Below are 25,152 nucleotides of genomic sequence, written 5' to 3'. Positions count from 1 at the left end.
AAATCGAACGGATCGGCAGGCGGCATTCGGCAGACACGACCTCAATGACAACAGGCGCGCGCTTGAACATGACGGCTGGGCTGGTATTCCTGGCGATAACGGTATTGTCGGCCGCTTTGTTGGCCGGGTTTTTCGGCGCGCTGCACCCCGCTTTCGATTCCTTCTCGCATTTCCGCATTCACTTCAGTGTGCTGCTGGCGCTTCTGGCGCTGCCGCTGCTTGCGAGTTCCTACCGGCTGCAGGCGGCCGCGGCACTGCTCTTCGCCATCGCCTGCCTGGCCACGACGGCAAACGCACTGCCCAGGTTGTGGCCGCAGCCAGCAGTTGCCAAGCCCGCCGACCAGATCGTCTACAGCCTGCTGCAGATGAACCTGCGCTTCAACAACCCGACGCCGAAGAAAGTGCTCTCACTGATCGGCCGCACCAATCCTGATGTGATCACCCTCGACGAAGTGTCGGCGATGTGGACGACCGAGCTTGGCTACATCGCCAGCGCCTACCCCTACCGTATCCTCTGCCCCTACCCGAACGGCATGTTCGGCGTGGCGCTGCTGTCGCGCCGGCCGTTTGCCGCCGACACCGCGCCGCGTTGCGAGCCGCGCGGCGCGATGGCGACCGCCACCATCGACTTTGGCGGGAGCGATGTCGATGTCGCCGCGATCCATTTGAGCTGGCCCTGGCCGAAGGAGCAATACTGGCAGATCGGCGAACTGGCGCAGCCACTGGCCGCGCTCGGCGAGACCGCGATCCTGGCCGGCGACTGCAACGCCGTGCCCTGGAGTGCGGCGGTGCGGCGGGTCGCGGCGCTCGGCGGGCTGACACTGATGCCTTCAGCCGGCCCGACCTGGATCCACCGGACACTGCCCGACTTCCTGCGCCGCTATGCGGGCCTGCCGATCGACCAGGTGTTCAGCAAGGGCGGGCTGAAGATCCTGTCATCGACGCGGCTGGAGGATACCGGCTCCGACCATCTGCCGGTGCTGGTCGAATTTACGGTTCGATCGGATCAGAAGCAGCCCGAGGATGGGCACGCCACGGCGCTCGCGGCGAGCGGCTTGTCAGCCAAGTCGCAGGGCTGACTTACACGCGCCGCGCAGCGCAGAAGCGTCGAGATGGCGAATGGATTGCGCGTTCAAGGTTTCCCGATCAAGGCAGCGATCAGATGTTCGACATGGCCGCCATCGCTATGCTCGCGCCGGTCGAAAGCGTTTTGCCTGGCCTCATATTCCGCATAGACGGTCTTGATGCGAAGCCGAGCCTCGCGGCGCGTCTTGTCGCATGATGGGTCGTTGGCAACCCGCAGGCCGGCTATCGACCGTTCCGTAGCGCGCATCATCTTCCTGGCGATGCGCCCATGCGTTTCCTCATGGGCGCGAACACCGGCGAAAAATCTGTTCCACCGCCTTTTCAGCGCCGGCGTCATGGGCGAACCAACGCGAGGGAAGGTGTAGAACAGATTGAGCGTGCCGTTGACCCGCCGCAGCCGGCAGAAGCCGTTGTCCTGCCCCCCGCCGAGATCCCAGTCGACGGTATAGGCAGTTGTGGCGATGGCATGCGTCATGAAGCCATGCTTGGGACCCTTGCTGTCCATCGCCTCGATGAAGGCCGTACCCGAGCTTCCCTTGATGTCGTAGGTCCGAGTCTGGACGATTGCCCTGGTGCCAGCCCAGGCCTCCGGCGCACACAGTGTTCCGATGACGATGAGGCATGTCAGAACTGTCCGGCGCATCGGCCTTCTCCTTGTCCCTGGAGAAGGGAACCACAAGCCGGTGATCGTTTCAACGGTTCTGCTGTGCTGCATGCCCCGCGCAGCCAGCACTCCGCGGCGTTTTTTCTGCCGCCGCGCCCTGGACAGCCCGGCGGCTCAGGGGTCACATGCCCTGGTAGACCGGTCCTTCACCGCCTTGCGGCGGCACCCAGTTGATGTTCTGGTTCGGGTCCTTGATGTCGCAGGTCTTGCAGTGGACGCAGTTCTGCGCGTTGATGACGAAGCGCACGTCCTTGGCCTGCGGATCGGCGGCGGCGTTGCCGTCCTTGTCCACCCACTCATAGACGCCCGCCGGGCAATAGCGCGTGGAAGGTCCGGCGAACACATCGTGCTCCGACCGCTGCTGCAGCGCCATGTCCCCGACGACGAGATGCACCGGCTCGTTTTCCTCGTGATTGGTGTTGGACAGAAACACCGAGGAGAGACGGTCGAAGGTGAGCACGCCATCCGGCTTCGGATAGGCGATCTTCTTGTGCTGGGCGGCAGGCTCGAGCGTCGCATAGTCGGCCTTGCCATGCTTTAGTGTGCCGAAGGGCGAGACGCCGAACAGCGTGTTCAGCCACATGTCGAGGCCGCCGAGGCCGACGCCGATGATGGTGCCGAAACGCGACCAGAGCGGCTTGACGTTGCGCACCTTCTTCAGGTCCTTGCCGATGTCGGTCGCCCGCCAGGCTTCCTCGTAGGCGGAAAGCTCGTCATTGGCACGGCCGGCGCCGATCGCCTCGGCGACATGATCGGCCGCCAGCATCCCAGACAGCACCGCATTGTGGGAGCCCTTGATGCGCGGCACGTTGACGAAGCCCGCCGCGCACCCCATCAGCGCGCCGCCCGGGAACGACAATTTCGGCACCGACTGCCAGCCGCCCTCGGTTATGGCGCGCGCGCCGTAGCCCAGGCGCTTGGCGCCCTCGAACGTGCCTGCGATCGCCGGATGGGTCTTGAAGCGCTGGAATTCCTCGAAGGGCGACAGATAGGGGTTCTTGTAATTGAGGTGGAGGACGAAGCCGACAGCCACCTGGTTGTCCTCCAGATGATAGAGGAACGAACCGCCGCCGGTCTTCATGTCGAGCGGCCAGCCGAAGGAATGCTGCACCAGACCCGGCCGATGGTTCTCCGGCTTGACCTGCCAGAGTTCCTTGAGGCCAATGCCGTATTTGCCCGGCTCGTGGCCATCGGAGAGGTTGTATTTGGCGATCAGCTGCTTGGCGAGCGAACCGCGCGCGCCCTCGCCGATCAGCACATACTTGCCCATCAGCGCCATGCCCGGCGCGAAGCCCGGACCGTGCGTGCCGTCCTTCTCGACGCCCATGTCGCCGGTAACGACGCCGGTGACGGCGCCTTCTTCATTGTAGAGCAGGCCGGCGGCGGCAAAGCCTGGATAGATCTCGACGCCAAGCGCCTCGGCCTTGCCAGCCAGCCAGCGGCAGACGTTGCCCAGCGAGACGATGTAGTTGCCGTGGTTGTTCATCAGCGGCGGCATCAGGATGTTGGGCAGGCGGAACGAGCCGGCGGGGCCGAGCACCAGGAAATGGTCCGCCGTGACCGGCGTCTTGAAGGGATGACCATCCTCCTCGCGCCAGCCGGGCAGCAGCCGGTCGACGCCGATCGGATCGACGACGGCGCCCGACAGGATATGGGCGCCGACTTCGCCGCCCTTTTCCAGCACGACGACGGAAAGCTCGGGATTGACCTGCTTGAGGCGGATGGCCGCGGCAAGGCCGGCAGGGCCGGCGCCGACGATGACCACGTCGAATTCCATGCTCTCGCGTTCGATATCGCTCATCAACCCCTCCGCACTGGCTTGCCGCCATTGGCGCATCTTGCTGGCTCCTGCGCTGCATAGCGCATCAATTGGCGACAGGAAACCGGCGCATACGTGACAATGCGGATTTGGCCAAAAAGTCGCGCACCTTGCCGCAGGATAAGCCGTTTGCGCCTGGAAACACGCCTCGCTCGCGTTTTTGATTGTTCGACGGCTTGCTTATCGGCCATACTTCCCGCCATGCGCATTCCCGGGCCAGGCGGCTTATCTTCGACGCGCTTTCCATCAACGCCCGGCCGGGCCTGCCGGGCGGTTATTTTTGCCCTTCTGGCGTTGGCGCCGGGTCATGCCGTCGCGGATGAAGTGAAAGTGTGGGCGACAGGCGCGTACTCGTTCTCGGACGAGCTTGGCGGCTTCCGCATCACCGGAGCGTCCGGAATCGGAACCAAGGACGATCCGCTGGTCATCACCGAAGAGCTGAATTCGGCGACCCCGGTGACGCTGACCATCCGCACCACAAAGCCGATCCAGACCTTCGGCAAAGCGGGCGAGTTCGCCAACGGCATCATGTATATGCGCATCGACGTGCTCAACAACAGCGGCCAGGCATGGATCGAGTTCCAGTTCGAGCTGCAGGAAATACTGGACCAGCCGAGCGTGTTCGGCGATGGGCTTTCGTTCGACCAGCGCAACAAGACGCCGGACAATATCTGGTCGAGCAATTTCGCCGATTTCGACCGCGACTTCGAACCCTATGACCGGCTGCTGTTCAAAAACGGCAAGGTCGATCCGCTGAAAACCGCCAGCTTCGAATTCCTGATGACGGACTACACGCCGCGGTGGACTTTCTATCTCGTGCAGGATCCGCGCATACCCACTGGCTAGGACGCCTCGCCGAGGTTGCAAATTGACGCCGCCCGGACGATGGTGCGGCCATGACTGCCGCCTCTCCCAACAATCCGGTCGATCTTGCCGATCTGCTCGCCTTCTATGCCAGCGTGGGTGTGGACGAGGCTCTGGAGGATGCGCCGGTAAACCGGTTCGCGGAGGCCGCGCCGAAGCCGGCGGAGCGGATGCCGACGACGACGCCACGCGAAAGCGGCGCACCGGAGCCGCCCGCTGCTCCGCCGCGATTCGATGCGCGCGCCGTGCCGGATGCTCCGGCCCCGCGCCCGCCGACCTCGGCCGTGCCCGACGAGGCGCAGGCTGCGTTGGCGCGCCAATTGGCGACCGCGGCAGTGTCCCTGGACGAGCTGCGCCAGCACATGGCCGCTTTCGAGGGCTGCAATCTCAAGGCCACCGCCAAGAACCTCGTATTCGCCGACGGCAACCCGCAAGCCGCTGTCATGCTGGTCGGTGAGGCCCCCGGCCGTGACGAGGACATTGAAGGCCTGCCCTTCGTCGGCCGCTCGGGCCGCCTGCTCGACCGCATGCTGGCCGCGATCGGTCTTGACCGCAACTCGGCCTACATCGCCAATGTCATTCCCTGGCGGCCACCCGGCAACCGCACGCCGACGCCGCACGAGACGGAAATCTGCCGGCCGTTCATCGAGCGTCAGATCGAACTGGTCAATCCCAAGGTGCTGATCAATCTCGGCGGTCCATCGGCCAAGACCTTGCTCAACACCTCGGAAGGTATCCTGCGGCTGCGCGGCAACTGGCGCGTCCACACCACGGCGTCCGGCATTGCCATTCCGGCCATGCCGACATTGCATCCGGCCTATCTCTTGCGGACGCCCGCGCACAAGAAGCTGGCATGGCGGGACTTTCTCGAGGTGAAGGCGAAGCTGCGGGCGCTCGGCTAGCGATGACCTCGCAGGTAATTGAAATGCCTTCAGCGTCGGCCTAGTCATGCGGCCATGACAAGCTCGCAGACCTCCGCCGGCAGTCTCATCCGCGAATGGCGCACGCGCCGCCGCATGAGCCAGCTCGACCTCGCCGTGGAGGCCGAAATTTCGCAGCGGCATCTCTCCTTCGTCGAAAGCGGACGCGCCGCACCCTCGCGCGACATGGTGCTGCATCTGGCCGAGCAACTGGCGATCCCGCTGCGGCAACGCAACCAGTTGCTGCTGGCCGCGGGCTTTGCGCCCAGCTTCGGCGAACGGCCGCTCACCGATACGACGCTGGCGCCGGCGATGGCGGCGGTCGAGACCGTACTCAAGGGGCATGAGCCATTTCCGGCGCTGGCGGTGGACCGGCACTGGAACCTGGTTTTGGCGAATGCCGCGATCGCCCCTTTCCTTGCCGATGTCGGCGAGGCTTCGCTGCTGACACCACCGGTCAACGTGCTTCGCCTCAGCCTGCACCCCGGCGGCATCGCGCCACGCATCGTCAACCTGCAGGAATGGCGCACGCACCTGATCGAGCGTCTCAAGCACCAGAACGATGCCACCGGCGATCCGGTGCTGGTCGAACTGGAGCGCGAACTGCGCGGCTATCCTTCAGGCCTCAAGGGCAGTCGGCCGGCGCCGGTCGAGCCGAATGCGATCGTCCATCCGCTGAGGCTTGCCCATGGCGATCAGGTGCTGTCGTTCATCAGCACCATCACGGTCTTCGGCACACCGCTGGATGTGACCTTGTCGGAACTGGCGATCGAATCCTTTTTCCCGGCCGATGAGCAGACACGGGCGGCGCTGGTACGCCTGGCAAAGGAGCGGTCGGAACGGTCCTGATCACCCCTGCGGCAGGGCCGCCTTGCGGGTGCGGGTGCGTTCCAGACCCAGTTGCCGTTCGCGCCAGATGATGAAGATGCCGGCGGCCACCACGATCGCACCACCGACCAGCGTGCCGGACGAGGTCACGTCACCGAAAACGAGATAGCCAACCACGATCCCAAGGATCATGGAGGTGTATTCGAAAGGCGCCACGACCGAGGCTTCGGCATGGCGATAGGCCGCGGTCATCAAGATCTGGCCGAGGCCGCCACAACAGCCTGCCATGATGAGCAGCGCGGCTTGCGTTGGCGTCAGCGATTGCCAGCCGAAGGGCAGCGTCAGCAGCGAGAGCACACTTGCCGTCGACGAGAACCACAGCACGATGGTGGCGGTCTTCTCCGTCTGCACGAGATTGCGCACGAGCAGCATGGCGACAGCCGAGATTGCCGCGGCCATCAGCGCGGCCATGACGCCCAGCACCTCCTGGTCGTCGAGCCCTTCATCCGAATTGAGCAGCGTCAGCTCCGGCCAGGAAATGATGAGCACGCCAATGAGGCCGATCGCGACGGCGCTCCAGCGATAGACGCGGATCGTCTCGCCAAGGAAGACCGAGGAGAACACCACGACCAGCAGCGGTTGTGCATAGTTCAGGGTGATCGCCTCAGGCAACGGCAGCCTGGTAAGCGCGAAAAAGCCGAGCCCCATGGCACCGACGCCGACGACGCCACGCGCGATGTGGTTGAAGGGACGCTTCGTGGCGAAAGCGGTGGCCAGATGCCCTTTCAATGCCAGGAAGGCGATGATCGGGAAGATGGCGAAGAAGGAACGGAAGAAGACGATCTGGCCGGCTGGCACGTCGCCTGCCGCCTTGATGCAGGTTTGCATGCCGACAAAGACCGTCACGGAGACGATCTTCAGCACGATGCCTCTCAGCGTGCCGTGGCCGCCCGTCGTCTCTGGTTGCGCCCCGGCCCCTGATGTCACTTCGGCAATGCATCTCTGCCCGCCGTCGAGGGCACGTTGCGGGTCTCGAAATGGCAGAACGGGAGATCGTCGGCGCGCCGAACGGAAGCGCCCATCCCGAATTTCGGTGTGACGGCGGTCATGACTGCCTCGCGACGACGAAAGGAAGGCCTGAATTAGGCTCTGCCGCAGTTTTGTCGAGGGTGTGTTTCGTGTAAAGAGCGCGGACTTTGAATTTTTTGGACCAGTCAAACCATGTCCGGTCCCCGGAAAAGACAGGAAAAGCCAGGGAATGCGCACTGACACAGGCCAGGTCTTCAAACTCGAGGACTATCGCCCCAGCGACTACCTCATTCCGGAAACCAACCTTGACTTCCGTCTTTCGCCGCAGGCCACGGTCGTCACCGCGATACTGACCGTCGAGCGCCGCGAGGGCATATCGGAATCGGCTCCGCTGGTGCTCGACGGCGATGGATTGACGCTGAAGCGCGTCGAGATCGACGGCAAGACGGTGAAAGCGGCGGATCTGCTGGCGAGCCCCGACCAGCTGACGCTGCTCAAGCCGCCGGCCGCACGTCGTTTCCAGCTGCTGATCGAAACCGAACTGGCGCCTGCCGGCAATGAAGCTCTTATGGGCCTTTACCGTTCGAACAACGTTTACTGCACGCAGTGCGAGGCGGAGGGTTTTCGCCGCATCACCTACTTCCTCGACCGCCCCGATATCCTGTCCGTCTACACGGTGCGGATCGAGGCGCGGCGCGACGAGGCGCCGCTGCTCCTGTCCAACGGCAATCCGGTCGAGAGCGGCGATCTCGCCGATGGCCGGCACTATGCCAGCTGGCACGACCCCTTCCCCAAGCCGTCCTACCTGTTCGCGCTGGTGGCCGGCAATCTCGGCCAGGTCGCCGACAGTTTCGTGACCTTGTCCGGCCGCAAGGTCGAGCTCGGCATCTATGTCGAGCCCGGCAAGGAGGCGCTCGCCGGCTATGCGATGGACGCGCTGAAGCGGTCGATGCAATGGGACGAGGAGGCGTTTGGCCGCGAGTACGACCTCGACGTCTTCAACATCGTCGCCGTGTCGGACTTCAACATGGGCGCGATGGAGAACAAGGGCCTCAACATCTTCAACGACAAATACGTCCTGGCCGACCAGGAGACGGCGACGGACGCCGATTTCGCCAATATCGAGGCGATCATCGCGCATGAGTACTTCCACAATTGGACAGGCAACAGAATCACTTGCCGCGACTGGTTCCAGCTTTGCCTGAAGGAAGGGCTGACGGTCTTCCGCGATCATGAGTTCTCCGCCGACCAGCGCTCGCGCGCGGTCAAGCGCATCGCCGAAGTGCGCACGCTGCGCGCCCACCAGTTTCCCGAGGACCAGGGACCGCTGGCGCATCCGGTGCGGCCGCGCCGCTACCGCGAGATCAACAATTTCTATACGGCGACGGTCTACGAAAAGGGGTCCGAAGTGGTGCGCATGATCCGCACCATTCTCGGGGCCGAGGCCTTTCGCGCGGGAATGGACCTCTATTTCGAACGCCACGACGGTGAAGCCGCGACCATCGAGGACTTCATCAAGGTGTTCGAGGAGGCGTCCGGCCGCGATCTTTCACAATTTGCGCTCTGGTATCACCAGGCGGGCACGCCCAACCTGACCGTGAGTTCGACGCACAATCCTGCCGCGCGGGAATTCACGCTCGAGATCGAGCAGTCGGTGCCGCCGACACCGTCGGAAAGCCGCAAGCGGCTGATGCATATACCACTCGCCTTTGGGCTGATCGGCGCCGGCGGCAAACCTGTCTGTTATAGCGGCGTCGAGGGCGCGAGCGTCGAGGACGGTGTCATCCATGTCCGCAAGCGCCGTCACATGGTGCGCTTTTCCGGCGTTGCCGAACGACCGGCGGTGTCACTCAACCGCGGCTTTTCGGCACCAGTGACGCTGTCGGTCGAGCAGAAGGCGGCTGACCAGTTCTTCCTCGCTCGCCATGACAACGACGCCTTCTCGCGCTGGCAGGCCTTCAACACCCTGCTCACCGATGCACTGATCGCGGCCTTCCGCCAGACCCTCGGCGGCAAACAGCCGGACTTCGCCTCACAGCTGACCGAGCTTGCCGGCAACATCGCCAGCGACGAGACGCTGGAGCCAGCCTATCGGGCCCTTGCCCTGGCGCTGCCCGGCGACGCCGACATCGCGCGTGACATCGGCAAGAACATCGATCCGGACGCCATCCATTCAGCTCGCCAGGCGCTAGCGCTGGCGATCGCCACGGCTAACGGCGAGATATTTTCCGGCCTCTATGACAGCCTTGCCGACAAGACCGCTTTCAGCCCCGACGCGGCGAGCGCGGGACGACGCGCCTTGCGCAACATTCTGCTGGATTATCTCTCGCTGCTGCCCGGTGGATCGGCATTGGCGGCCGGGCATTTCCAGTCCGCGACCAACATGACCGACCGCGCGGCCGGATTGGCAGTGCTCGCGCATCGTCACCACGGATCGCCGGAGGCGAAAATAGCGCTGGCGGCTTTCGAAAAGACATATGCGTCCGACCCGCTGGTCATGGACAAATGGTTCCAGATCCAGGCCGGCGTGCCGGGGCCGCAGGCTGTCGACACGGTCCGCTCCCTGACCGCTCATCCGGGCTTCTCGATGGGCAATCCGAACCGGGTGCGCTCGCTGATCGGCACATTCTCCAGCGCCAACCAGACCGGCTTTCACCGCGCCGACGGGGAAGGCTACCGTTTCTTCACGCAGACGGTGCTCGAGGTCGAAAAACGCAACCCGCAAGTGGCGGCAAGGCTGGCGACGGCGCTCAGGTCCTGGCGTTCGCTCGAACCGGGCCGGCAGGCCAAGGCCAGGGAAGCGCTGGTTTCGATCGCCAATGCCGAAAACCTCTCGGCGGATCTGCGCGATATCGTCGAGCGCACGTTGGCGTGAATGCAGACTCCGCTGCCTATGGGAGAGTTCTCCTGTGCCCGGCGCCTATCAAACCGACTGATGGGGCTGTGCCTTTGCGGTCAACTCGATTCCAAGGGCCTTCATCACTGCAATCGTGGTTTTTAGTGTCGGATTGCCGTTCTCACTGAACGAGCGATAAAGCTGTTCACGCGAAAGTCCCGTCTGGCTCGCTATTTGGGCCATGCCCTTAGCGCGCGCAACGACACCCAGCGCATGCGCGATATAGCCAGGATCTTCGGAAGCAAACGCTTCCGCCATGAATGCCGCAATCACCTCATCGGAGGTCAGGCCTTCAGCCGGATCAAAGGTCGTCAGTTTCTCAGCCATCTCATTCGCTCCATTCTTGTGCCAGACGTTTCGCCGTCTTGATGTCCTTCTTCTGGGTGCCTTTGTCACCGCCGCACAGGAGGACGATGATCGTGTTGCCCCGCTTCTGAAAATAGACGCGGTAAGCCGGGGCCATGGTGGATACGCAACTCGCTTATCCCCTCTCCCACAGGCTCAACGTCTCCCGGATGCCCATAAGCAAGACGGTCAAGCCGGGCAAAGATCGCGCCACGAGCGCGCTCATCCTTTAGCCGCATCCACCATTTTCGGAACGTTTCGGTCTGCTTTAGATCGATCATAGGGATTTGTAGTTTATAAACTACATCCCGTCAAGGAAAGCTCAAGGATCGGTCCGCTCTTATCCGACTCGCCTTCTGTCACATAGCCCTCGCCATAGGGTCGCGCTCAAAAAGGGCATTGGGTCGATTCAGCATTATTTAAGTCGATTTTTAATCTTTTTTCGCCGGACCACTGGACAAGGCGAATCACCTTTGATTCTTTAATGGCGATTCGGAAGTGCGGTGTTGCCGGGTCACCAGCACATAGAAATGCGGCATACTGGAAATCGGGGAGTGCCATTTATGGCGAAGGCGGACGCGTGGGGCGCGCCCGGTGGGATGGCTTTTGCGCGTCGCGAGACGCGCAGCGACGGCCTTGCCGGGAATACGCGGCTCATCGCCGAACCGGCCTACAAGCGGCTTCTTGCGGCTGAACCGCTGCTGCGCCGGTCGATACCGGCCCTCATCGTCATCTTCCTGCTCGTCATCGCGGCGCTGCGTGTGCTCTCGCTGATGAACGAGCGCGACGATGTCGAGCGCGATGCCAAGGCGATCCTGACGCTGGCCGCCGCGCAGCTCGCCAGTTCGCTCGCCACCACGTCGGACACGCTGCCGGGCGCCACCCAGGACCTGCTGGAGACCACCAGCCGCCAGGGCGCGATGGGCCGCAGCCACGTGTTGGTCGTCACCGACAGTGCCTTCAGGATCACCGCGGTGACGCCGCGTTCGGTGCCCTGGCAAGGCCATTCGCTCGACGGCCTCGTCCAGGGCGGCCAGCCTTTGTTCATGTTCGGCGATCGCGCCGGTGTCATGGAGGTCAACATCGGCGGTCAGGACTGGTACGCGGCGGTCAGCCTGTCCAAGGACAGGAAGGGAGCCGCCGCGGCGCTTGTGCCGCAAGAGGCGGTCTTCGACACTTGGCGCAAGACAGTCTCGCTCAACGTCACCCTGTTCGTGCTGACGGCCGGCGTGCTGATCATCATCCTCTATGCCTATTTCGGACAGGCGGCGCGCGCGCAGGCAGCCGACCGCATCTATCTCGAGGCACATCAGCGTATCGACATGGCGCTGGTGCGCGGCCGCTGCGGCCTTTGGGACTGGGACATGGTGCGTGGCAAGATGTACTGGTCACGCTCGATGTACGACATGCTCGGCTACGAGCCCTGCGAGACGATGCTGTCCTTCGGCGAGGTCGACGAGATCATCCATCCCGAGGACGGCGACCTGTTCGAACTCGCCAACAGGATCGTCGCGCGCGAGATCGATCATATCGACCAGGTGTTCCGGATGCGGCATGCCGATGGCCAATGGGTATGGATGCGCGCCCGGGCACAGGTCATGGATCCGGAAGCGCCGGAGATCCAGCTGATCGGCATCGCGGTCGACGTCACCGAGCAACGGCATCTGGCGCTGCGCTCCGAAGCGGCCGATCTTCGCCTCAGGACCGCGATCGAGAACATCAATGAATCCTTCGTGCTTTGGGATTCGGCTCAGCACCTGATCATGTGCAATTCCAAATACCAGCAGGACAACGGGCTCTCGGATCGCGACGTAATGCCAGGTGTGACGCGCGCGTCCCTGGAAGAGCGGATGCTGGCCTTTGCTTCGGAACGCCGGCTTGTTAACACCAATGGCCCGCAGGGCGGCGCCACGTTCGAGCGGCAGCTGTCCGACGGCCGCTGGCTGCAGGTCAACGAACTCAGGACCAGGGACGGCGGCATCGTCTCGGTGGGGTCCGACATCACCCAGATCAAGCTGCATCAGGAAAAGCTGGTCGACAGCGAGCGCCGGCTGATGGCGACCATCCATGATCTCAGCCTTGCCCGCCGGGCCGAAGAGGAACGGTCGCGCGAACTGGTCGACCTCAACCGCAAATACATGAAGGAAACCGAGCGCGCCGAAGCGGCGAACCGGGCCAAATCCGAATTCCTGGCCAACATGTCGCATGAACTGCGCACGCCGCTCAATGCCATCATCGGCTTCTCCGAACTGATGGAACAGGGGCTGTTCGGCCCGCTGGGCTCGGAGCGTTACGAAGAGTACGCCACCGATATCAACAGCAGCGGCAAATACCTGCTTGGCGTCATCAACGACATTCTCGACATGTCCAAGATCGAGGCGGGCCAGTTCTCGCTGGACCAGGAGCAGATCGATCTCGGTCCGCTGATCAGCGAGACGGTGCGTGTCGTGTCGCTACAGGCGGCGCAGAAGGCGATCACCGTGGAAACGCGTATCGCGGACGCGCTGACGTTGTTCGCCGATCGCCGGGCGATCAAGCAGATCGTTATCAACCTCCTGTCCAATGCGGTGAAGTTCACCGGCCAGGGCGGCCACATATCGGTCAGGGCCCGCAACACGTCAGGCGCGCTGGTGCTGACAATCGAGGACAATGGCTGCGGTATCCCGAAGGAAGCGCTTGGCAAGCTGGGGCGCCCTTTCGAGCAGGTCCAGAACCAGTTTTCCAAGAACCATGCCGGCTCCGGTCTTGGCCTTGCGATTTCACGCTCATTGGCCGAGTTGCAGGGCGGTGCCCTGAAGATCCGTTCCACCGAGAGTGTCGGCACGATCGTCTCGGTGCGCATTCCCGTGAAGAAGGCGCCAACGGCGGTCAAGGCCGCGGCCTGAGCGACGGGCTCCGGCCGACGATGTCGGAGCCCGCATCAACCAATCCTACTGCAGGCCGCCGTCGTTGCCTTCGTGATCCCATTGGCGGTCATGGCCAAAGCGGCCGCGCTTCGGCAGTTCGCCCTTCTCGATCTTGCCGTCATTGTTCTTGTCGAGCACGGCGAAAAGCTTCCTCTCGCGGCCGCTGATGTTATCAGCGGTCAGCGTGCCGTCGCCCTTGCTGTCGTAACGGGCGATGATGCGCCTGGCCATGCGTTCGAAGCGTGCCTTCTCCAGCGCGTCGGCGAGTTGAGCGACAGTCAGTTTGCCGCCATTGTCGGCGACAAGCTTCTTGAGCCGCGCGTCCATGACATTGGAGAACTGATCGAAGGTAATGGTGCCGTCATTGTCCTTCATCGCCTTGTCGAGCCGCATCATGGTGCGCTGACGCATATTTGCGCTGTCGACATTCTCGGCATAGGCGGCGCCGCCGACGGCTCCGGCCAGGGCGATGAAGGCAAGTGCGAGCTTGATTGTCTTTCTCATGATTTTCTCCTGTTGCATCGTCACCCCCGATGCGGCCGGATGGTCGTTGGTCACGAACCCCCGGCCCGAAGCAAAAGGTCGAAATCCTTCCTGACCTTTTGCGACGTCTCCTTGAGATGTGCTTCCAGCACACCGAAATCCGGCAGGTCGCTGACCGCCAGAAGCAGATCCGAAAGCCCCGGCGGAACGTCGTCACGTTCGAAGGGTCCGGTAAGGCACAGCCGCGTCATCTGGGTCAGCGCCAGATAAAGGGCGTAAGCATCGCCAAGGTCCTGCCTGATCGCGGCATTGGCGAAACGGGGCGTCAGGCGAGACAGGATCTCGGCCGTACCGGTGGCGCGCGGTCCGGCCTCGACCTGCCCGCTGATGACAGCCACCTGGGCGATGAATTCGAGATCGATCAGACCGCCCGGGATCAGCTTGATGTCCCACAGGTCGCGGGGCGGCTTTTCCTGCTCGATCATGGCACGCATTTCCGAGGCCTCGGCCCTCACCTTTGCCGCATCGCGCGACTGGCCAAGCACCGCGGCAACTTCCGCCTCGACCTCACCGCACAAGCCATCATCACCGGCGATGGCACGCGCCCGCGACAGGGCCATGTGTTCCCAGGTCCAGGCTTCCTGGCGCTGGTATTTTTTGAAGGCATCGATATGGGTGGCGACCGGTCCCTTGTTGCCGGACGGCCGCAAACGCAGGTCGAGTTCGTAAAGCACCCCTTCCGCCGTCGGCGCCGATACCGCCGATATCAGCCGCTGCGTCATGCGGGAGTAGTAATGCGACGGCGCCAGCGGTTTGTCGCCATCGGAATCCTCGGCGTCCGCATCGTGATCGTAGAGCAGGATGAGATCGACATCCGACCCGGCGGTCAACTCGCGGCTGCCAAGCTTGCCCATGCCGAGCAGCGAGACCACACCGCCGGCGATCGTGCCGTGGCGCACCGCGAATTCGGCGGTCACCGCTTCCAATGCCGCCGCGATTGTCAGGTCCGCCAGATCGGAGAAAGCGCGGCCGGCGCGGGCCGGATCGATGGAGCCCGCGAGCAGCCGCACACCGATCAGGAATTTCTGCTCGGAAGCAAATATGCGCAGCCGGTCGAGCACGTCCTCATAAGCCCTGTCGCCTTCGAGGAAGGCGGAAAGCCGCGCCGAGAGATAGGCACGGTCGGGGAGCTCGGTCAGCAATGCCGGGTCGAGCAAGCCGTCGAAGACATGCGGCCGGCGGGTGATGATCGCCGCCAGCCGGGGCGCCGCGCCCATGATCGTCGCCATCAGCTTGAGCAGCGCGGGGTTCGACTGCAACAGCGAGAACAGCTGGATGCCGGCCGGCAAGCCGGCAAGGAATTCGTCGAAACGGACCAGCGCCTCGTCGGCCCGGCGTGTCTGGCCGAAGGCCTTGAGCAGTGCCGGCGTCAGTTCCGTCAGCCGCTCGCGCGCCTCCGCCGACTGGGTGACGCGATAGCGCCCGAAATGCCAGCCGCGGATGACCCGGCAAATGTCGCTTGGCCGCTGAAAGCCGAGACCGTGCAGGGTCTGCAGTGTGTTCGGGTCGTCGACGTCACCGGTGAAGACAAGATTGCCGATGCCGGCCGAAAGCTCGGGCGCCGTTTCGAACAGCGCCGCATAATGGCGCTCGACCTGCTGCAGCGAGGCACGGAACGCCCCGGCAAAAGCGGCCGCGTCGGCAAAGCCCAGCATGCGGGCGATGCGCTCCAGCCCTTCATCGTCTTCCGGCAGCGTGTGCGTCTGCTCGTCGGCCACCATCTGGATGGCGTGTTCGACCCGGCGCAGGAACCAGTACTGGCGGGCGAGCGCGTCACGCGCATCTGACGTGATCCAGCCCCGAGCCGCGAGCTGACCGAGCATGGGCACGGTTTCGCGGCCGCGCAGCTCCGGGAAGCGGCCGCCGGCGATGAGCTGCTGGGTCTGGACGAAGAACTCGATCTCGCGGATGCCGCCGCGCCCAAGCTTGACGTTGTGCCCCTTCACGGCGATCTCGCCGTGACCCTTGTGGGCATGAATCTGGCGCTTGATCGAATGGACGTCGGCAATCGCGGCGTAGTCCATGTATTTGCGCCAGATATAGGGCTGGAGTTCCTTGAGAAAGGCATCGCCCGCCGCCAGATCGCCTGCCACCGGGCGCGCCTTGATCATCGCGGCACGCTCCCAGTTCTGGCCGCGCGCCTCGTAGTAGCGCAGCGCGGCTTCAACCGGAATTGCCAGCGGGGTCGAGCCGGGATCGGGACGCAATCTCAGATCGGTGCGGAAGACATAGCCGTGCTCGGTGCGATCCTGCAGGATGCGCACCAGCCGGCGCGTCAGGCGCGAGAACAGATCAGTGGCGTCGAGGGGATCGACCACGGCGGGCGCTTCCGGATCGAAGAACACGACGAGGTCGATATCGGAGGAGAAATTCAGCTCATGCGCGCCGAGCTTGCCCATTCCGAGCAGGATCCAGCCCGATTGATGCGACGGGCTGTCGAGGTCTGGCAGTCTGAGCTTGCCCTGGCCATGCGCGTCACGCAGGAGGAAATCGACGGCCGCGCGGGTGCAGGCGTCGGCGAGATCGCTCAAGCGCCTTACTGTCAGCGACGTCTCGGCCTCGCCCGAGAGATCAGAGAGCGCGATCAGGAAATGCGCCTCAGCCTTATGCTGGCGCAGGTCCATCATCAGGCCGGATTCCGAGACCGTTTCGGCCAGCGGCGCCTGGTCGATCGCGGCGGTGATCGCCTTCAGGCGGGCCTCGATCGGCAGGTCGAAGAGGCCGTCGAGGATTTGCGGCCGGCGGCGCGCCGTATCGCGCAGGAACGGCGAAAGGTCGAAGACGGCGGCCAGGAAATCCTGCGCCGTCCCCTTGCCGGCCAGGAATTTGGCCGCCCGTGTCAGCCCTTCTTCGCGCGCTGCGTCCGCGATTTCGGCCAGTTCCTGCCGCGCCCGCCCCTCGTCGAGCGGGACAAGCGGGGTTTCCAGGCTCAGCAACCAGTCTGTCTTGCTCCGCTTGGCAACGGCCGCCATCAGTGGTCCTCGCGTGTGGGGAAACTCATGACCACGGATAGTCCCGGATTGCCGGGCAACAGGTCAAGCCGGCCGTAATGGAATGTCATGACCGCCTTGGCGAGACTGAGGCCAAGGCCGGAACCAGGCTGCGAACGGCTTTTCTCCAGCCGCACGAAGCGCTCCGTCGCCCGGGCGCGATCGGCATCGTCGGGAATGCCCTGGCCGTTGTCGGCGACGGAAAGCCTGATCTCGCCATGCGTGCGTTCGAGCGCCACGCGGACCGCCGGCTTGGACGTGGCATCGGTCGAGTACTTGATCGCATTGTCGACGATGTTGGAGAGCGCCTGGCCGATCAGTTCGCGGTTGCCGTCAACGGCAAAAGCACCGTTCACCTCGGCGTCCAGCGAAACGCCAGCCTCCTCGGCCACCGGCTCGTAGAGCTCGACCACATCGCGCACGGCAGCCGCCAGATCGACGCGGTTGGTGTGCTCGGAAGAATATCCAGCCTCCAGCCGGGAGATCATCAGGATGGCGTTGAAGGTCTTTATCAGCTGGTCGGACTCGGCGATGGTGCCCTCCAGCGCCTGCCGATAGTCCGACGTCTTCTGCTTGCCAGAAAGCGTCGCCTCGGCCCGGTTGCGCAGCCGGGTCAGCGGCGTCTTCAAATCATGCGCGATGTTGTCGGAAACCTGTTTCAAGCCTTCATTGAGCGTGGCGATCCTGGCCAGCATGGAATTGAGGTTTTCGGACAACCGATCGAATTCGTCGCCAGTGCCCGTAACCGGCAATCGGCCACTGAGATCGCCGCCCATGATGCGACGGCTGGCCTCCGACACGCTGTCGATGCGCTTCAGCGCGGCGCGGCCAACAAAGAACCAGATTAGCAGTCCGCCGAGCCCCATCATGCCGAGCGCCAGCATCAGCGAGCGGCGGATAACGGCGCGAAAACGCTCCGGTTCGCCGAGATCGCGGCCAACCAGCAGGATCATCTGATTGGGCAGCCGCAGCACCAGCGCGATGGCATTGTGGCCCTTCTCGCCTTCAGCCTGCACCGCGTTGTCGCCAGTTGAAGGAGACGTCGTCTGGTCGGACGTTCCGCTGCGCAAACGATCAAGCTCACCTTCGCCGAAACGCTTGTAGGAGAACGGCTCGGTCGTCCAGCCCTCGGTATCGATCACACCCGGTTCCAGAGCCTGCACATTGCCGGTCAGGATCTGGCCATTGGTGTCGGCGATCAGATAGAGGTTGGCGCCAGGCTGGCGGGAGCGGTTTTCGACCACACGCACCAGCAATGGCAAGCCGCCCTTTTTGTAGGCGCTGGCCAAGCCTATTATCTCATCATTGATTGTGTCCTGCGTCTGCCCGGTCAGCATGCTCGCTGACAGCGACGTCATGTAGAAGACCAGCAGCACGGCGCACAGCGCGAAAAGCAGGAAATAAAGCGCCGAAAGCCGCGCTGCCGTCGTCTTCATGATGGCGGGCACGGAAAGAGCCATGCTGCCGCCTAGCCGCCCTTCAGCATGTAGCCGGCGCCTCGAACCGTGTGCAGGATCGGCTTGTCGAAGCCCTTTTCGATCTTGCCGCGCAGCCGCGAGACGTGGACATCGATGACATTGGTCTGCGGATCGAAATGATAATCCCAGACATTTTCGAGCAGCATGGTGCGCGTCACCACCTGGCCGGCATGGCGCATGAGATATTCGAGCAGGCGGAATTCGCGCGGCTGCAGCGTGATCTCACGCGCGGCCCGGCGGACAGAATGCGACAGCCTGTCGAGTTCAAGGTCGCCAACCCGGTAGACGGTCTCGGCCTCCTTGGCGCTGGCGCGTCGGTTCAGCACCTCGACACGCGCCAGAAGTTCGGAAAAGGCATAGGGCTTGGTCAGATAGTCGTCGCCGCCGGCACGCAGGCCGGTGACCCGGTCATCGACCTCGCCCAGCGCCGACAGGATGAGCACTGGTGTCGTGTTGCCCCTGGAGCGGAGAGCGGCAATGACCGACAGGCCATCGCGGCGCGGCATCATCCGGTCGATGACCATCACGTCGTAATCACCCGCATCGGCAAGCGCGAAGCCGGTCTCGCCGTCACCGGCGACATGTGCCGTATGACCGGCTTCGGTGAAGGCTTTCTGCAGATAATCCGCAGCCTCGCGGTCGTCTTCTATGACGAGAATCTTCATAGGGCCGTTATACGCGATTTCGCTGGAAGATTGAGTAGCCGGCATCTGCATTCTAGCCTTTGCCAAAGCGCATCGCGATCAAGATGATCGAGAGCGTGCGCGATGAAATCCTTGTTCCGTGGCGTCGTTGCGCCGGACATGCCAGTTCCCGGTCATGTCGTTTCCCCCCGCGACCACCGAACCGACCGACTTCGGGCACGAGAGCGTGATGTGGCACCCATATGCGGCGCGCGGCAGCGGGCGATGGGAAGCCCGCTGCCACTGAAGAAGAGCGCGATGACTGACTAACGGGCTCTCCTTCTTGCTTTCCCATGCGACGACTCGGGGGTGTTGAAACCGCCGCATTGGAAAAGTCGTCTCAGCCCTTGGCCACCGGCAGCGCGACGAAGCGGTTGTTGTCGTCGCGGGTGATCTGCATCAGCACCGCCTTGCGTCCGGATTTGACCGCATCGGCCATGGCCTTGGTGACGTCGTCGGTGCCGTTGACCTCCGCCGAGTTAACCGCGGTGATGACGTCGCCCGGCTGGATGCCGCGATCGGCGGCGGCGCTGTCGGGGTCGACGTCGGTCACCACCAGACCCTTGCCGTTTTCAGACTTGGTGACGGTGAGGCCGAGATCGGCGAGCGTGTCCGGCTTTGCCGGAGCGGAGGGTTGCTGCTGCTGGTCGCCCGATGCCTGCTTGTCGCTGATGGGCAGTTTGCCGAGATCGACCTTGACCGTCTGGCTCTTGCCGTCACGCCACACGGTGACGTCAACCGATTTGCCCGGCGAATAGGCGCCGATCAGGCGGGCGAGTTCCTTCGGCGAGGCAACGTCCTTGCCATCGACCTGGGTGATGACATCACCCGCGGTGATGCCGGCCTTCTTGCCGGGACCGTCGTCCTGGGCGCTCGAAACCAGGGCGCCGTTGTTGGACTTCAGACCGAGCGATTCGGCGATGTCGGAGGTGACCGGCTGGATTTCGACGCCGAGCCAGCCGCGCTGGACCGCGCCATTCTTCATCAGATCTCCGACGACCTGCTTGGCGGTCGAGGCCGGAATGTCGAAGGCAATGCCGACGCTGCCGCCCGAGGGCGAGAAGATGGCGGTGTTGATGCCGACCACCTGGCCGTTGAGGTTGAAGGTCGGGCCACCCGAATTGCCGCGGTTGACCGATGCGTCGATCTGGAGAAAATCGTCATAGGGGCCGGCGCCGATATCGCGGCCGCGCGCCGAGACGATGCCGGCGGTGACGGTGCCACCGAGGCCAAACGGGTTGCCGACAGCCACGACCCAGTCGCCGACGCGAACCTTGGAATCGTCGGCGAAGTCGACATAGGTGAACTTGCCGCCACCATCGACCTTGAGCACGGCGAGATCGGTGCGCGGATCGGTGCCGACCAGCTTGGCGTCGAGTTCCTTGCCGTCATTGGTCACCACGGTGAAGGCGGTGCCTTCTTCGACGACATGGTTATTGGTGACGAGATAACCGTCTTCGGAGATGAAGAAGCCTGAGCCCTGCGCCACCGGACGCGGCTGGTCGTTGTTGCGATCGCGATGACCGAAGCGGCGCTGACCTTCATCGTTCTGGCCATTCTGGTCACCAAAGCCGCGGAATTCCTTGAAGAAGCGGCGCAACTGCGGATTGTTGGGAAGATTGTCGAAACCGCCCTGATCGTCGGAACCGTCATCGGCGGTCGGTTGCAGCTTGGCCTTGACCTTGACGCTGACCACGGCTGGCGAAACGCGCTCGACGACATCGGCGAAGCTCGGAACCTGGGGAGCCTCCACACGCACGGCGTCAGCCAAAACGGGGCTGGTTCCACTGGTCAGCGCGCCAACGCCGATCGCGCCGGCGACAGCGATGGACGCGGCGGCAGCCAGAAGACGCTTGCGGGTGCGGGAATATGAATTGGGGGCAATATTCATGGTTCTCTTATCCTCTTTCAACGGACGCGCCTTGATCGGCATCCTCAAGAACGAGAATTAGAGCGGCGCACATTACGACGCCATTTCCGGCACATGAAACTTTGGTAATGTTGGCGCGGCCGTCAGTCGCGGTCCAGGATCGTGTCCAATGCCGCCTGTTCATCGGCTGACAGGGATTTCGTCGCCTGCGTCCGGCGCGACCGCGCGGTCAACACAATGAATCCGCCTCCCACCAGCAGCAACAGCACGGGCGTGCCCCACAGCAACGCGTTGCGCAGGTCGAAACGCGGCTTCAACAGAACGAACTCGCCGTAGCGGGAGACCACATAGTCCATCACCTGCTGGTCGGTATCACCGGCGACAAGGCGTTGTCGCACCAGGATACGCAGGTCGCGAGCAAGGTCGGCGTCGGATTCGTCGATCGACTGGTTCTGGCAGACCATGCAGCGCAAGCCTTCCGACAGCGCCCGCGCCCGTGCCTCCAGAGCGGGGTCGGCCAGCATCTCGTCAGGCTTCACCGCCATTGCCGTGCCGGCGAAGAGCAATGCAAGTAACAGGACAATCGAGGTCAGCGAAAACCTTGCACTCATGGCAGAACCACCGGCGCAACCGCCTGCTTGCGGCGGCGCGAAGGCGCGCCGACCCGCAGGCGCCTGTCCATCAGCGACATGGCGGCACCCGCCATCATCACCAGGCCGCCGCCCCAGATCAGCGTCACCAGCGGCTTCCACCACAAACGCACCACGACCGAGCCGTCCTTGCCCTCGTCGCCGAGCGAAATGTAGAGCTGGGAGAGGCCGATGGTCTTGATGCCGGACTCCGTCGTCGTCATCTGCCGCACCGGATAGAAACGCTTGGCCGAGCTGATTTCGCCGACGGGGCTGCCGCTGGCGCCGATCAGCTCGAAACGGCCGCGATCCTCGCTGTAGTTCGGCCCCTGGGCCGGATAGAGGCCGACGAAACGCACCGTGCGGCCGGAGATTTCGACGGTTTCACCAGCACGCATGGACAGGATCTTCTCCGTGCCGAAGCAGAGCGTGCCGACAATGCCGAGCACCGTCAGGCCAAGGCCGAGATGCGCCAAAGCGGTCCCGAAGACGGAGCGTGGCAAACCAACCAGGCGCCTGACCATGACCGGCGCGGCGACATTGCCTAAGCCTGCCTTGACGGCGAGGTCAGTCAGCGCGCCAAGGATCAGCCAGACCGCGAGGCCAACGCCAAGCGCGGCAAGCACCGAAGCGCCGTCGATGAACAAGGCAGTGACCAGCGTCGCCAGAAGGGCGGCCGCAAACGCGAGCATCAGACGCTGCGCGACGCCTAGGACATCGCCGCGCTTCCAGGCCAGCAGCGGCCCAAAGGGAACCATCACCAGCAGCGGCACCATGAGCGGGGCGAAAGTGAGGTTGAAGAACGGCGCGCCGACCGAAATCTTGCCGGCCGAAAAAGCCTCGACCGCCAGCGGATAGAGCGTGCCGACCAGCACGGTGGCGGTCGCCGTGGTCAGGAACAGATTGTTGAGGACGAGCGCGCCTTCGCGCGAAATCGGATGGAACAGGCCGCCTGCCGTCAGCCTCGAGGCGCGCAGCGCAAACAGCGCCAGCGAGCCGCCGATGAACAGCGTCAGGATGCACAGGATGAAGACGCCGCGCGTCGGATCGGTGGCAAAGGCGTGGACGGAAGTCAGGACGCCCGAACGCACCAGGAAGGTGCCGAGCAGCGACAGCGAGAAGGTCAAAATGGCGAGCAGCAGCGTCCAGATCTTCAACGCCGAGCGCTTTTCCATCACGATGGCAGAATGCAGCAGCGCGGTGCCCGCCAGCCAAGGCATGAAGGAAGCGTTCTCGACCGGATCCCAGAACCAGAAACCGCCCCAGCCGAGCTCGTAATAGGCCCAATACGATCCCATGGCGATGCCGCCGGTCAGAAACATCCAGGCGACCAGCGTCCATGGCCGCACCCAGCGCGCCCAGGAAGCATCGATGCGGCCCTCGATAAGGGCCGCGACCGAGAAGGAAAAGCAGATCGAGAAGCCGACATAGCCGAGATAGAGCAGCGGCGGATGAATGGCGAGGCCAAGGTCCTGCAGGATCGGGTTGAGATCGCGGCCTTCGATCGGCGCCGGATTGAGTCTGACGAAGGGATTGGACGTCACCAGGATGAACAGGAAGAAGGTTGCGCCAATGGCGCCCTGCACGGCAAGCACGTTGGCGCGCAGCGTCGCCGGCAGGTTGGAGCCGAAAGCGGCGACAAGCGCGCCGAAGAAGGTCAGGATCAGCACCCAGAGCAGCATCGAGCCTTCGTGATTGCCCCAGGTTCCGGTGATCTTGTAGATCAGCGGCTGCAGCGAATGCGAGTTCTCCCAGACGTTCGCCAGCGAAAAATCGGAACTTGCATAGGCGCTCGCAAGTGCCGCGAAGGACAGGGCCGTCAAGGCAAAACCAGTCACCGCGACCGGACCGCCGACCGCCATCAGGCGCTGGTTGTTCAGCCGCGCGCCAAACAGCGGCACGATGGTCTGCACCAGCGAAAGCGCGAACGCCAGAACCAGGGCGAAATGTCCGGTCTCAACCATTCCCGCCTGCTCTCCCGCCGGGATTACTCACTCTTGCTCTCCTGCCAGACACCCTTGGCCTTCAGGCCGTCGGCAACTTCCTTGGGCATGTAACGCTCGTCGTGCTTGGCCAGCACGCTGTCGGCGACAAAGACGCCGTCGGGGCCAAAGGTGCCCTCGGTGATGACGCCCTGCTCTTCGCGGAAAAGGTCGGGCAGGATGCCGGTATAGGTAACCTTGACCGATTTGTGGGTGTCGGTGACCGAAAAGGCAACCGTCGCGCCCTGGCCGCGCTGGATGGTGCCTTTTTCGACCAAACCGCCGAGCCTGATGCGCTGGCCGGGCTGCACACTGGCAGTGGTCAGATCGGCCGGCATGTAGAAATAGGACGCTTTCTGGCCAAGCGCATAGAACGTCAGGCCGGTGGCGGCTGCGAGGAAAGCCAAGCCGCCCACAATCACCGACAATCGTTTCTGCTTGCGCGTCATATCCAATTCTACTCCGTCGCCGTCAGGCCGAGCGAGGCGCCAAAGGCGGTGAATTTCTTGGCTTCGTCACTGTCGGCCCCAAAGACCGCAATGGCGCGGCCCAGCGCATCGCGCGCCTGGTCGGTCTTGCCCAGCACGACATAGGAACGAACAAGCCGCATCCATCCTTCCGGGTCGCGCGGATTTTGACGAAGTTTGTCGTCGAGGCCGGCGACCATGGTGTTGATCATGGCTTCCCTGTCCTGCGGCGACATGGAGGATGCCGCGTCGACATCGCCGGCATCGGGGCCTTTCGGGGCCGCGCCGGAAGCGACTTCGGAGCCGGATTTGGCCAGTGCCTGTTCGACGGCGCCGCGCCATGGCGAATCCGGCGGCAGTTTACCGAGCATCACCTGCCAGGCCGCGGCCGCTTCCTTGCCGCGGCCCTCCTGCGCCAATGCCATCGCCAGATAGAAGCTGGCTTTCGCATTGGCCGGGTCAAGCCTCAAGGCCGCCTCGAAGGCATCCTGGGCATCGGCCGAAACAATACCGCCCGCGGCACCGGCGATCGCCTCACCGAGTCCGGCCTGGCGTACGGCGCTGTCGCCGTCGAGGCGTATGGCGTTGCGGTAGGCCGCCGCGGCGTCGGCAAAGCGCTGCATGCGCAGATAAACCGGCGCCAGCACATCCCAGCCCCGCCCATCGGAAGGGTTGGCCGCGAGGTGGGCTTCGGCGCGCGCCACCAGCTCATCGACCGAACTGTCGGCCGGGTTCTTGGCCAGCCGCTCGCTGAGCGGCTGCGACGGCAGGTCAGGCGAGCCGATCTGGCTGTAGAACCCCCAACTGACCAACGGGACCGCCAGCACGGCCACGGTCGCGACAAGCCGTGCCGTGACCGACGCCGCCCTGCCGGACGTCTTGCCGGTTATGTCAGCGTTACCCAGGCGAAGGATGCGGCGGGCGATCTCGGCGCGCGCCTCGGCTGCCTCAGCGGGCCGGATCATGCCGCGCGCGGCATCGCGGTCGAGTTCGGCTAATTGATCGCGATAGACTTCCAGGTCGTGGTCGCCGCTCGATGACGCGCCCTTGGAAGCCCCAGCCAGCGGCAAAAGCACCGCCAGACTGGCGCCCAGCGTGAGAATTGCGGCTATGACCCAGAACAGCATGGTTCTTCCAATAAAGGCAGAGCCCT

General features: G+C 63.8%; 20 protein-coding genes and 1 pseudogene. 6 read left to right on the top strand and 15 right to left on the bottom strand.

What is annotated here, in order from left to right:
• Window positions 1-68: 68 nt before the first annotated feature.
• A complete protein-coding gene (locus EN861_RS12015; protein WP_245511634.1) occupies window positions 69-1,079 on the top strand; it encodes an endonuclease/exonuclease/phosphatase family protein in 1,011 nt (336 codons plus the stop codon).
• A gap of 53 nt (window positions 1,080-1,132) precedes the next feature.
• Here the strand turns inward: EN861_RS12015 and EN861_RS12010 are convergent, their stop codons facing one another.
• Window positions 1,133-1,729: a DUF922 domain-containing protein gene (locus tag EN861_RS12010; RefSeq protein WP_127278150.1), complete on the bottom strand. Its 597-nt coding sequence runs from the start codon at window positions 1,727-1,729 to the stop codon at window positions 1,133-1,135.
• A 142-nt stretch (window positions 1,730-1,871) separates the two neighbouring features.
• Complete coding sequence (locus EN861_RS12005) at window positions 1,872-3,551, bottom strand: electron transfer flavoprotein-ubiquinone oxidoreductase (protein ID WP_127871360.1); 1,680 nt, start codon at window positions 3,549-3,551, stop codon at window positions 1,872-1,874.
• A gap of 219 nt (window positions 3,552-3,770) precedes the next feature.
• Here EN861_RS12005 and EN861_RS12000 point away from each other — a divergent pair, with 219 nt between their 5' ends.
• From EN861_RS12000 to EN861_RS11990, 3 genes are read left to right on the top strand one after another with little or no spacing between them, the layout of a single operon-like run.
• Window positions 3,771-4,415, top strand: a complete 645-nt coding sequence (locus EN861_RS12000) for a hypothetical protein (protein ID WP_127871359.1) — start codon at window positions 3,771-3,773, stop codon at window positions 4,413-4,415.
• A gap of 50 nt (window positions 4,416-4,465) precedes the next feature.
• A complete protein-coding gene (locus EN861_RS11995) occupies window positions 4,466-5,335 on the top strand; it encodes a uracil-DNA glycosylase (protein ID WP_127871358.1) in 870 nt (289 codons plus the stop codon).
• Window positions 5,336-5,389: 54 nt separating this feature from the next.
• Complete coding sequence (locus EN861_RS11990) at window positions 5,390-6,202, top strand: helix-turn-helix transcriptional regulator (protein WP_135863713.1); 813 nt, start codon at window positions 5,390-5,392, stop codon at window positions 6,200-6,202.
• On the opposite strand, the gene EN861_RS11985 is transcribed toward EN861_RS11990, so the two are convergent.
• Both EN861_RS11985 and EN861_RS36640 read right to left on the bottom strand, forming a co-directional pair.
• Window positions 6,203-7,168 carry a DMT family transporter gene (locus tag EN861_RS11985; protein ID WP_135863711.1) on the bottom strand — a complete coding sequence of 322 codons (966 nt, stop codon included), beginning with the start codon at window positions 7,166-7,168 and terminating at the stop codon, window positions 6,203-6,205.
• The gene (locus EN861_RS36640; protein ID WP_272483014.1) at window positions 7,165-7,290 is read right to left on the bottom strand and encodes a hypothetical protein; all 126 of its coding nucleotides are present in this window, start codon (window positions 7,288-7,290) and stop codon (window positions 7,165-7,167) included. Before EN861_RS36640 ends, EN861_RS11985 begins: the two co-directional genes overlap by 4 nt.
• A gap of 149 nt (window positions 7,291-7,439) precedes the next feature.
• Between EN861_RS36640 and pepN the strand changes: the two genes are divergently transcribed.
• Window positions 7,440-10,085: an aminopeptidase N gene (gene pepN / locus EN861_RS11980; protein WP_135863709.1), complete on the top strand. Its 2,646-nt coding sequence runs from the start codon at window positions 7,440-7,442 to the stop codon at window positions 10,083-10,085.
• Window positions 10,086-10,133: 48 nt separating this feature from the next.
• Here the strand turns inward: pepN and EN861_RS11975 are convergent, their stop codons facing one another.
• On the bottom strand, window positions 10,134-10,433 hold the full coding sequence (locus EN861_RS11975; RefSeq protein ID WP_135863707.1) for an addiction module antidote protein: 300 nt from the start codon (window positions 10,431-10,433) through the stop codon (window positions 10,134-10,136).
• Between the two features lies 1 nt (window position 10,434).
• Window positions 10,435-10,732 (bottom strand): annotated as a pseudogene (locus tag EN861_RS11970) (type II toxin-antitoxin system RelE/ParE family toxin).
• Between the two features lie 282 nt (window positions 10,733-11,014).
• Here EN861_RS11970 and EN861_RS11965 point away from each other — a divergent pair.
• Window positions 11,015-13,336, top strand: a complete 2,322-nt coding sequence (locus EN861_RS11965; protein ID WP_135863705.1) for a PAS domain-containing sensor histidine kinase — start codon at window positions 11,015-11,017, stop codon at window positions 13,334-13,336.
• Between the two features lie 45 nt (window positions 13,337-13,381).
• Here EN861_RS11965 and EN861_RS11960 read toward each other — a convergent pair whose 3' ends face one another.
• The 9 genes from EN861_RS11960 to ccmI form a co-directional block, all read right to left on the bottom strand.
• On the bottom strand, window positions 13,382-13,861 hold the full coding sequence (locus tag EN861_RS11960) for a hypothetical protein (protein ID WP_135863703.1): 480 nt from the start codon (window positions 13,859-13,861) through the stop codon (window positions 13,382-13,384).
• A gap of 50 nt (window positions 13,862-13,911) precedes the next feature.
• A complete protein-coding gene (locus tag EN861_RS11955) occupies window positions 13,912-16,872 on the bottom strand; it encodes a bifunctional [glutamine synthetase] adenylyltransferase/[glutamine synthetase]-adenylyl-L-tyrosine phosphorylase (RefSeq protein ID WP_135863701.1) in 2,961 nt (986 codons plus the stop codon).
• Window positions 16,872-18,350 (bottom strand): HAMP domain-containing sensor histidine kinase, encoded by a 1,479-nt coding sequence (locus EN861_RS11950; RefSeq protein WP_135863699.1) that lies wholly within the window; start codon window positions 18,348-18,350, stop codon window positions 16,872-16,874. Before EN861_RS11950 ends, EN861_RS11955 begins: the two co-directional genes overlap by 1 nt.
• A gap of 8 nt (window positions 18,351-18,358) precedes the next feature.
• Window positions 18,359-19,033 (bottom strand): response regulator transcription factor, encoded by a 675-nt coding sequence (locus EN861_RS11945; protein WP_023771592.1) that lies wholly within the window; start codon window positions 19,031-19,033, stop codon window positions 18,359-18,361.
• Between the two features lie 358 nt (window positions 19,034-19,391).
• Window positions 19,392-20,942 carry a Do family serine endopeptidase gene (locus EN861_RS11940; RefSeq protein ID WP_127871349.1) on the bottom strand — a complete coding sequence of 517 codons (1,551 nt, stop codon included), beginning with the start codon at window positions 20,940-20,942 and terminating at the stop codon, window positions 19,392-19,394.
• 122 nt (window positions 20,943-21,064) lie between these two features.
• Window positions 21,065-21,532 carry a cytochrome c-type biogenesis protein gene (locus EN861_RS11935; RefSeq protein WP_135863697.1) on the bottom strand — a complete coding sequence of 156 codons (468 nt, stop codon included), beginning with the start codon at window positions 21,530-21,532 and terminating at the stop codon, window positions 21,065-21,067.
• Window positions 21,529-23,514, bottom strand: a complete 1,986-nt coding sequence (locus tag EN861_RS11930) for a heme lyase CcmF/NrfE family subunit (protein ID WP_135863695.1) — start codon at window positions 23,512-23,514, stop codon at window positions 21,529-21,531. Before EN861_RS11930 ends, EN861_RS11935 begins: the two co-directional genes overlap by 4 nt.
• 23 nt (window positions 23,515-23,537) lie before the next feature.
• Complete coding sequence (gene ccmE / locus EN861_RS11925; protein ID WP_127871346.1) at window positions 23,538-23,981, bottom strand: cytochrome c maturation protein CcmE; 444 nt, start codon at window positions 23,979-23,981, stop codon at window positions 23,538-23,540.
• A gap of 8 nt (window positions 23,982-23,989) precedes the next feature.
• Entirely contained in the window at window positions 23,990-25,126 is a 1,137-nt protein-coding gene (ccmI, locus tag EN861_RS11920; protein ID WP_135863693.1) for a c-type cytochrome biogenesis protein CcmI, read from the bottom strand.
• Window positions 25,127-25,152: the final 26 nt, after the last annotated feature.

The sequence above is a fragment of the Mesorhizobium sp. M8A.F.Ca.ET.218.01.1.1 genome (genome assembly GCF_004791165.1).
In the GTDB taxonomy this organism is placed as follows: domain Bacteria; phylum Pseudomonadota; class Alphaproteobacteria; order Rhizobiales; family Rhizobiaceae; genus Mesorhizobium.
The sequence above is the reverse complement of the archived record's forward strand: the minus strand, read 5'-3'. Positions and strand labels throughout refer to the sequence as shown.

What these genes read in the sequence shown, in the direction of transcription:
- EN861_RS12015 (WP_245511634.1), top strand. Translation starts at nt 69, where the DNA reads ATGACGGCTGGGCTGGTATTCCTGGCGATAACGGTATTGTCGGCCGCT.
- EN861_RS12010 (WP_127278150.1), bottom strand. Translation starts at nt 1,729, where the DNA reads ATGCGCCGGACAGTTCTGACATGCCTCATCGTCATCGGAACACTGTGT.
- EN861_RS12005 (WP_127871360.1), bottom strand. Translation starts at nt 3,551, where the DNA reads ATGAGCGATATCGAACGCGAGAGCATGGAATTCGACGTGGTCATCGTC.
- EN861_RS12000 (WP_127871359.1), top strand. Translation starts at nt 3,771, where the DNA reads ATGCGCATTCCCGGGCCAGGCGGCTTATCTTCGACGCGCTTTCCATCA.
- EN861_RS11995 (WP_127871358.1), top strand. Translation starts at nt 4,466, where the DNA reads ATGACTGCCGCCTCTCCCAACAATCCGGTCGATCTTGCCGATCTGCTC.
- EN861_RS11990 (WP_135863713.1), top strand. Translation starts at nt 5,390, where the DNA reads ATGACAAGCTCGCAGACCTCCGCCGGCAGTCTCATCCGCGAATGGCGC.
- EN861_RS36640 (WP_272483014.1), bottom strand. Translation starts at nt 7,290, where the DNA reads ATGACCGCCGTCACACCGAAATTCGGGATGGGCGCTTCCGTTCGGCGC.
- pepN (WP_135863709.1), top strand. Translation starts at nt 7,440, where the DNA reads ATGCGCACTGACACAGGCCAGGTCTTCAAACTCGAGGACTATCGCCCC.
- EN861_RS11975 (WP_135863707.1), bottom strand. Translation starts at nt 10,433, where the DNA reads ATGGCTGAGAAACTGACGACCTTTGATCCGGCTGAAGGCCTGACCTCC.
- EN861_RS11965 (WP_135863705.1), top strand. Translation starts at nt 11,015, where the DNA reads ATGGCGAAGGCGGACGCGTGGGGCGCGCCCGGTGGGATGGCTTTTGCG.
- EN861_RS11960 (WP_135863703.1), bottom strand. Translation starts at nt 13,861, where the DNA reads ATGAGAAAGACAATCAAGCTCGCACTTGCCTTCATCGCCCTGGCCGGA.
- EN861_RS11955 (WP_135863701.1), bottom strand. Translation starts at nt 16,872, where the DNA reads ATGGCGGCCGTTGCCAAGCGGAGCAAGACAGACTGGTTGCTGAGCCTG.
- EN861_RS11950 (WP_135863699.1), bottom strand. Translation starts at nt 18,350, where the DNA reads ATGGCTCTTTCCGTGCCCGCCATCATGAAGACGACGGCAGCGCGGCTT.
- EN861_RS11945 (WP_023771592.1), bottom strand. Translation starts at nt 19,033, where the DNA reads ATGAAGATTCTCGTCATAGAAGACGACCGCGAGGCTGCGGATTATCTG.
- EN861_RS11940 (WP_127871349.1), bottom strand. Translation starts at nt 20,942, where the DNA reads ATGAATATTGCCCCCAATTCATATTCCCGCACCCGCAAGCGTCTTCTG.
- EN861_RS11935 (WP_135863697.1), bottom strand. Translation starts at nt 21,532, where the DNA reads ATGAGTGCAAGGTTTTCGCTGACCTCGATTGTCCTGTTACTTGCATTG.
- EN861_RS11930 (WP_135863695.1), bottom strand. Translation starts at nt 23,514, where the DNA reads ATGGTTGAGACCGGACATTTCGCCCTGGTTCTGGCGTTCGCGCTTTCG.
- ccmE (WP_127871346.1), bottom strand. Translation starts at nt 23,981, where the DNA reads ATGACGCGCAAGCAGAAACGATTGTCGGTGATTGTGGGCGGCTTGGCT.
- ccmI (WP_135863693.1), bottom strand. Translation starts at nt 25,126, where the DNA reads ATGCTGTTCTGGGTCATAGCCGCAATTCTCACGCTGGGCGCCAGTCTG.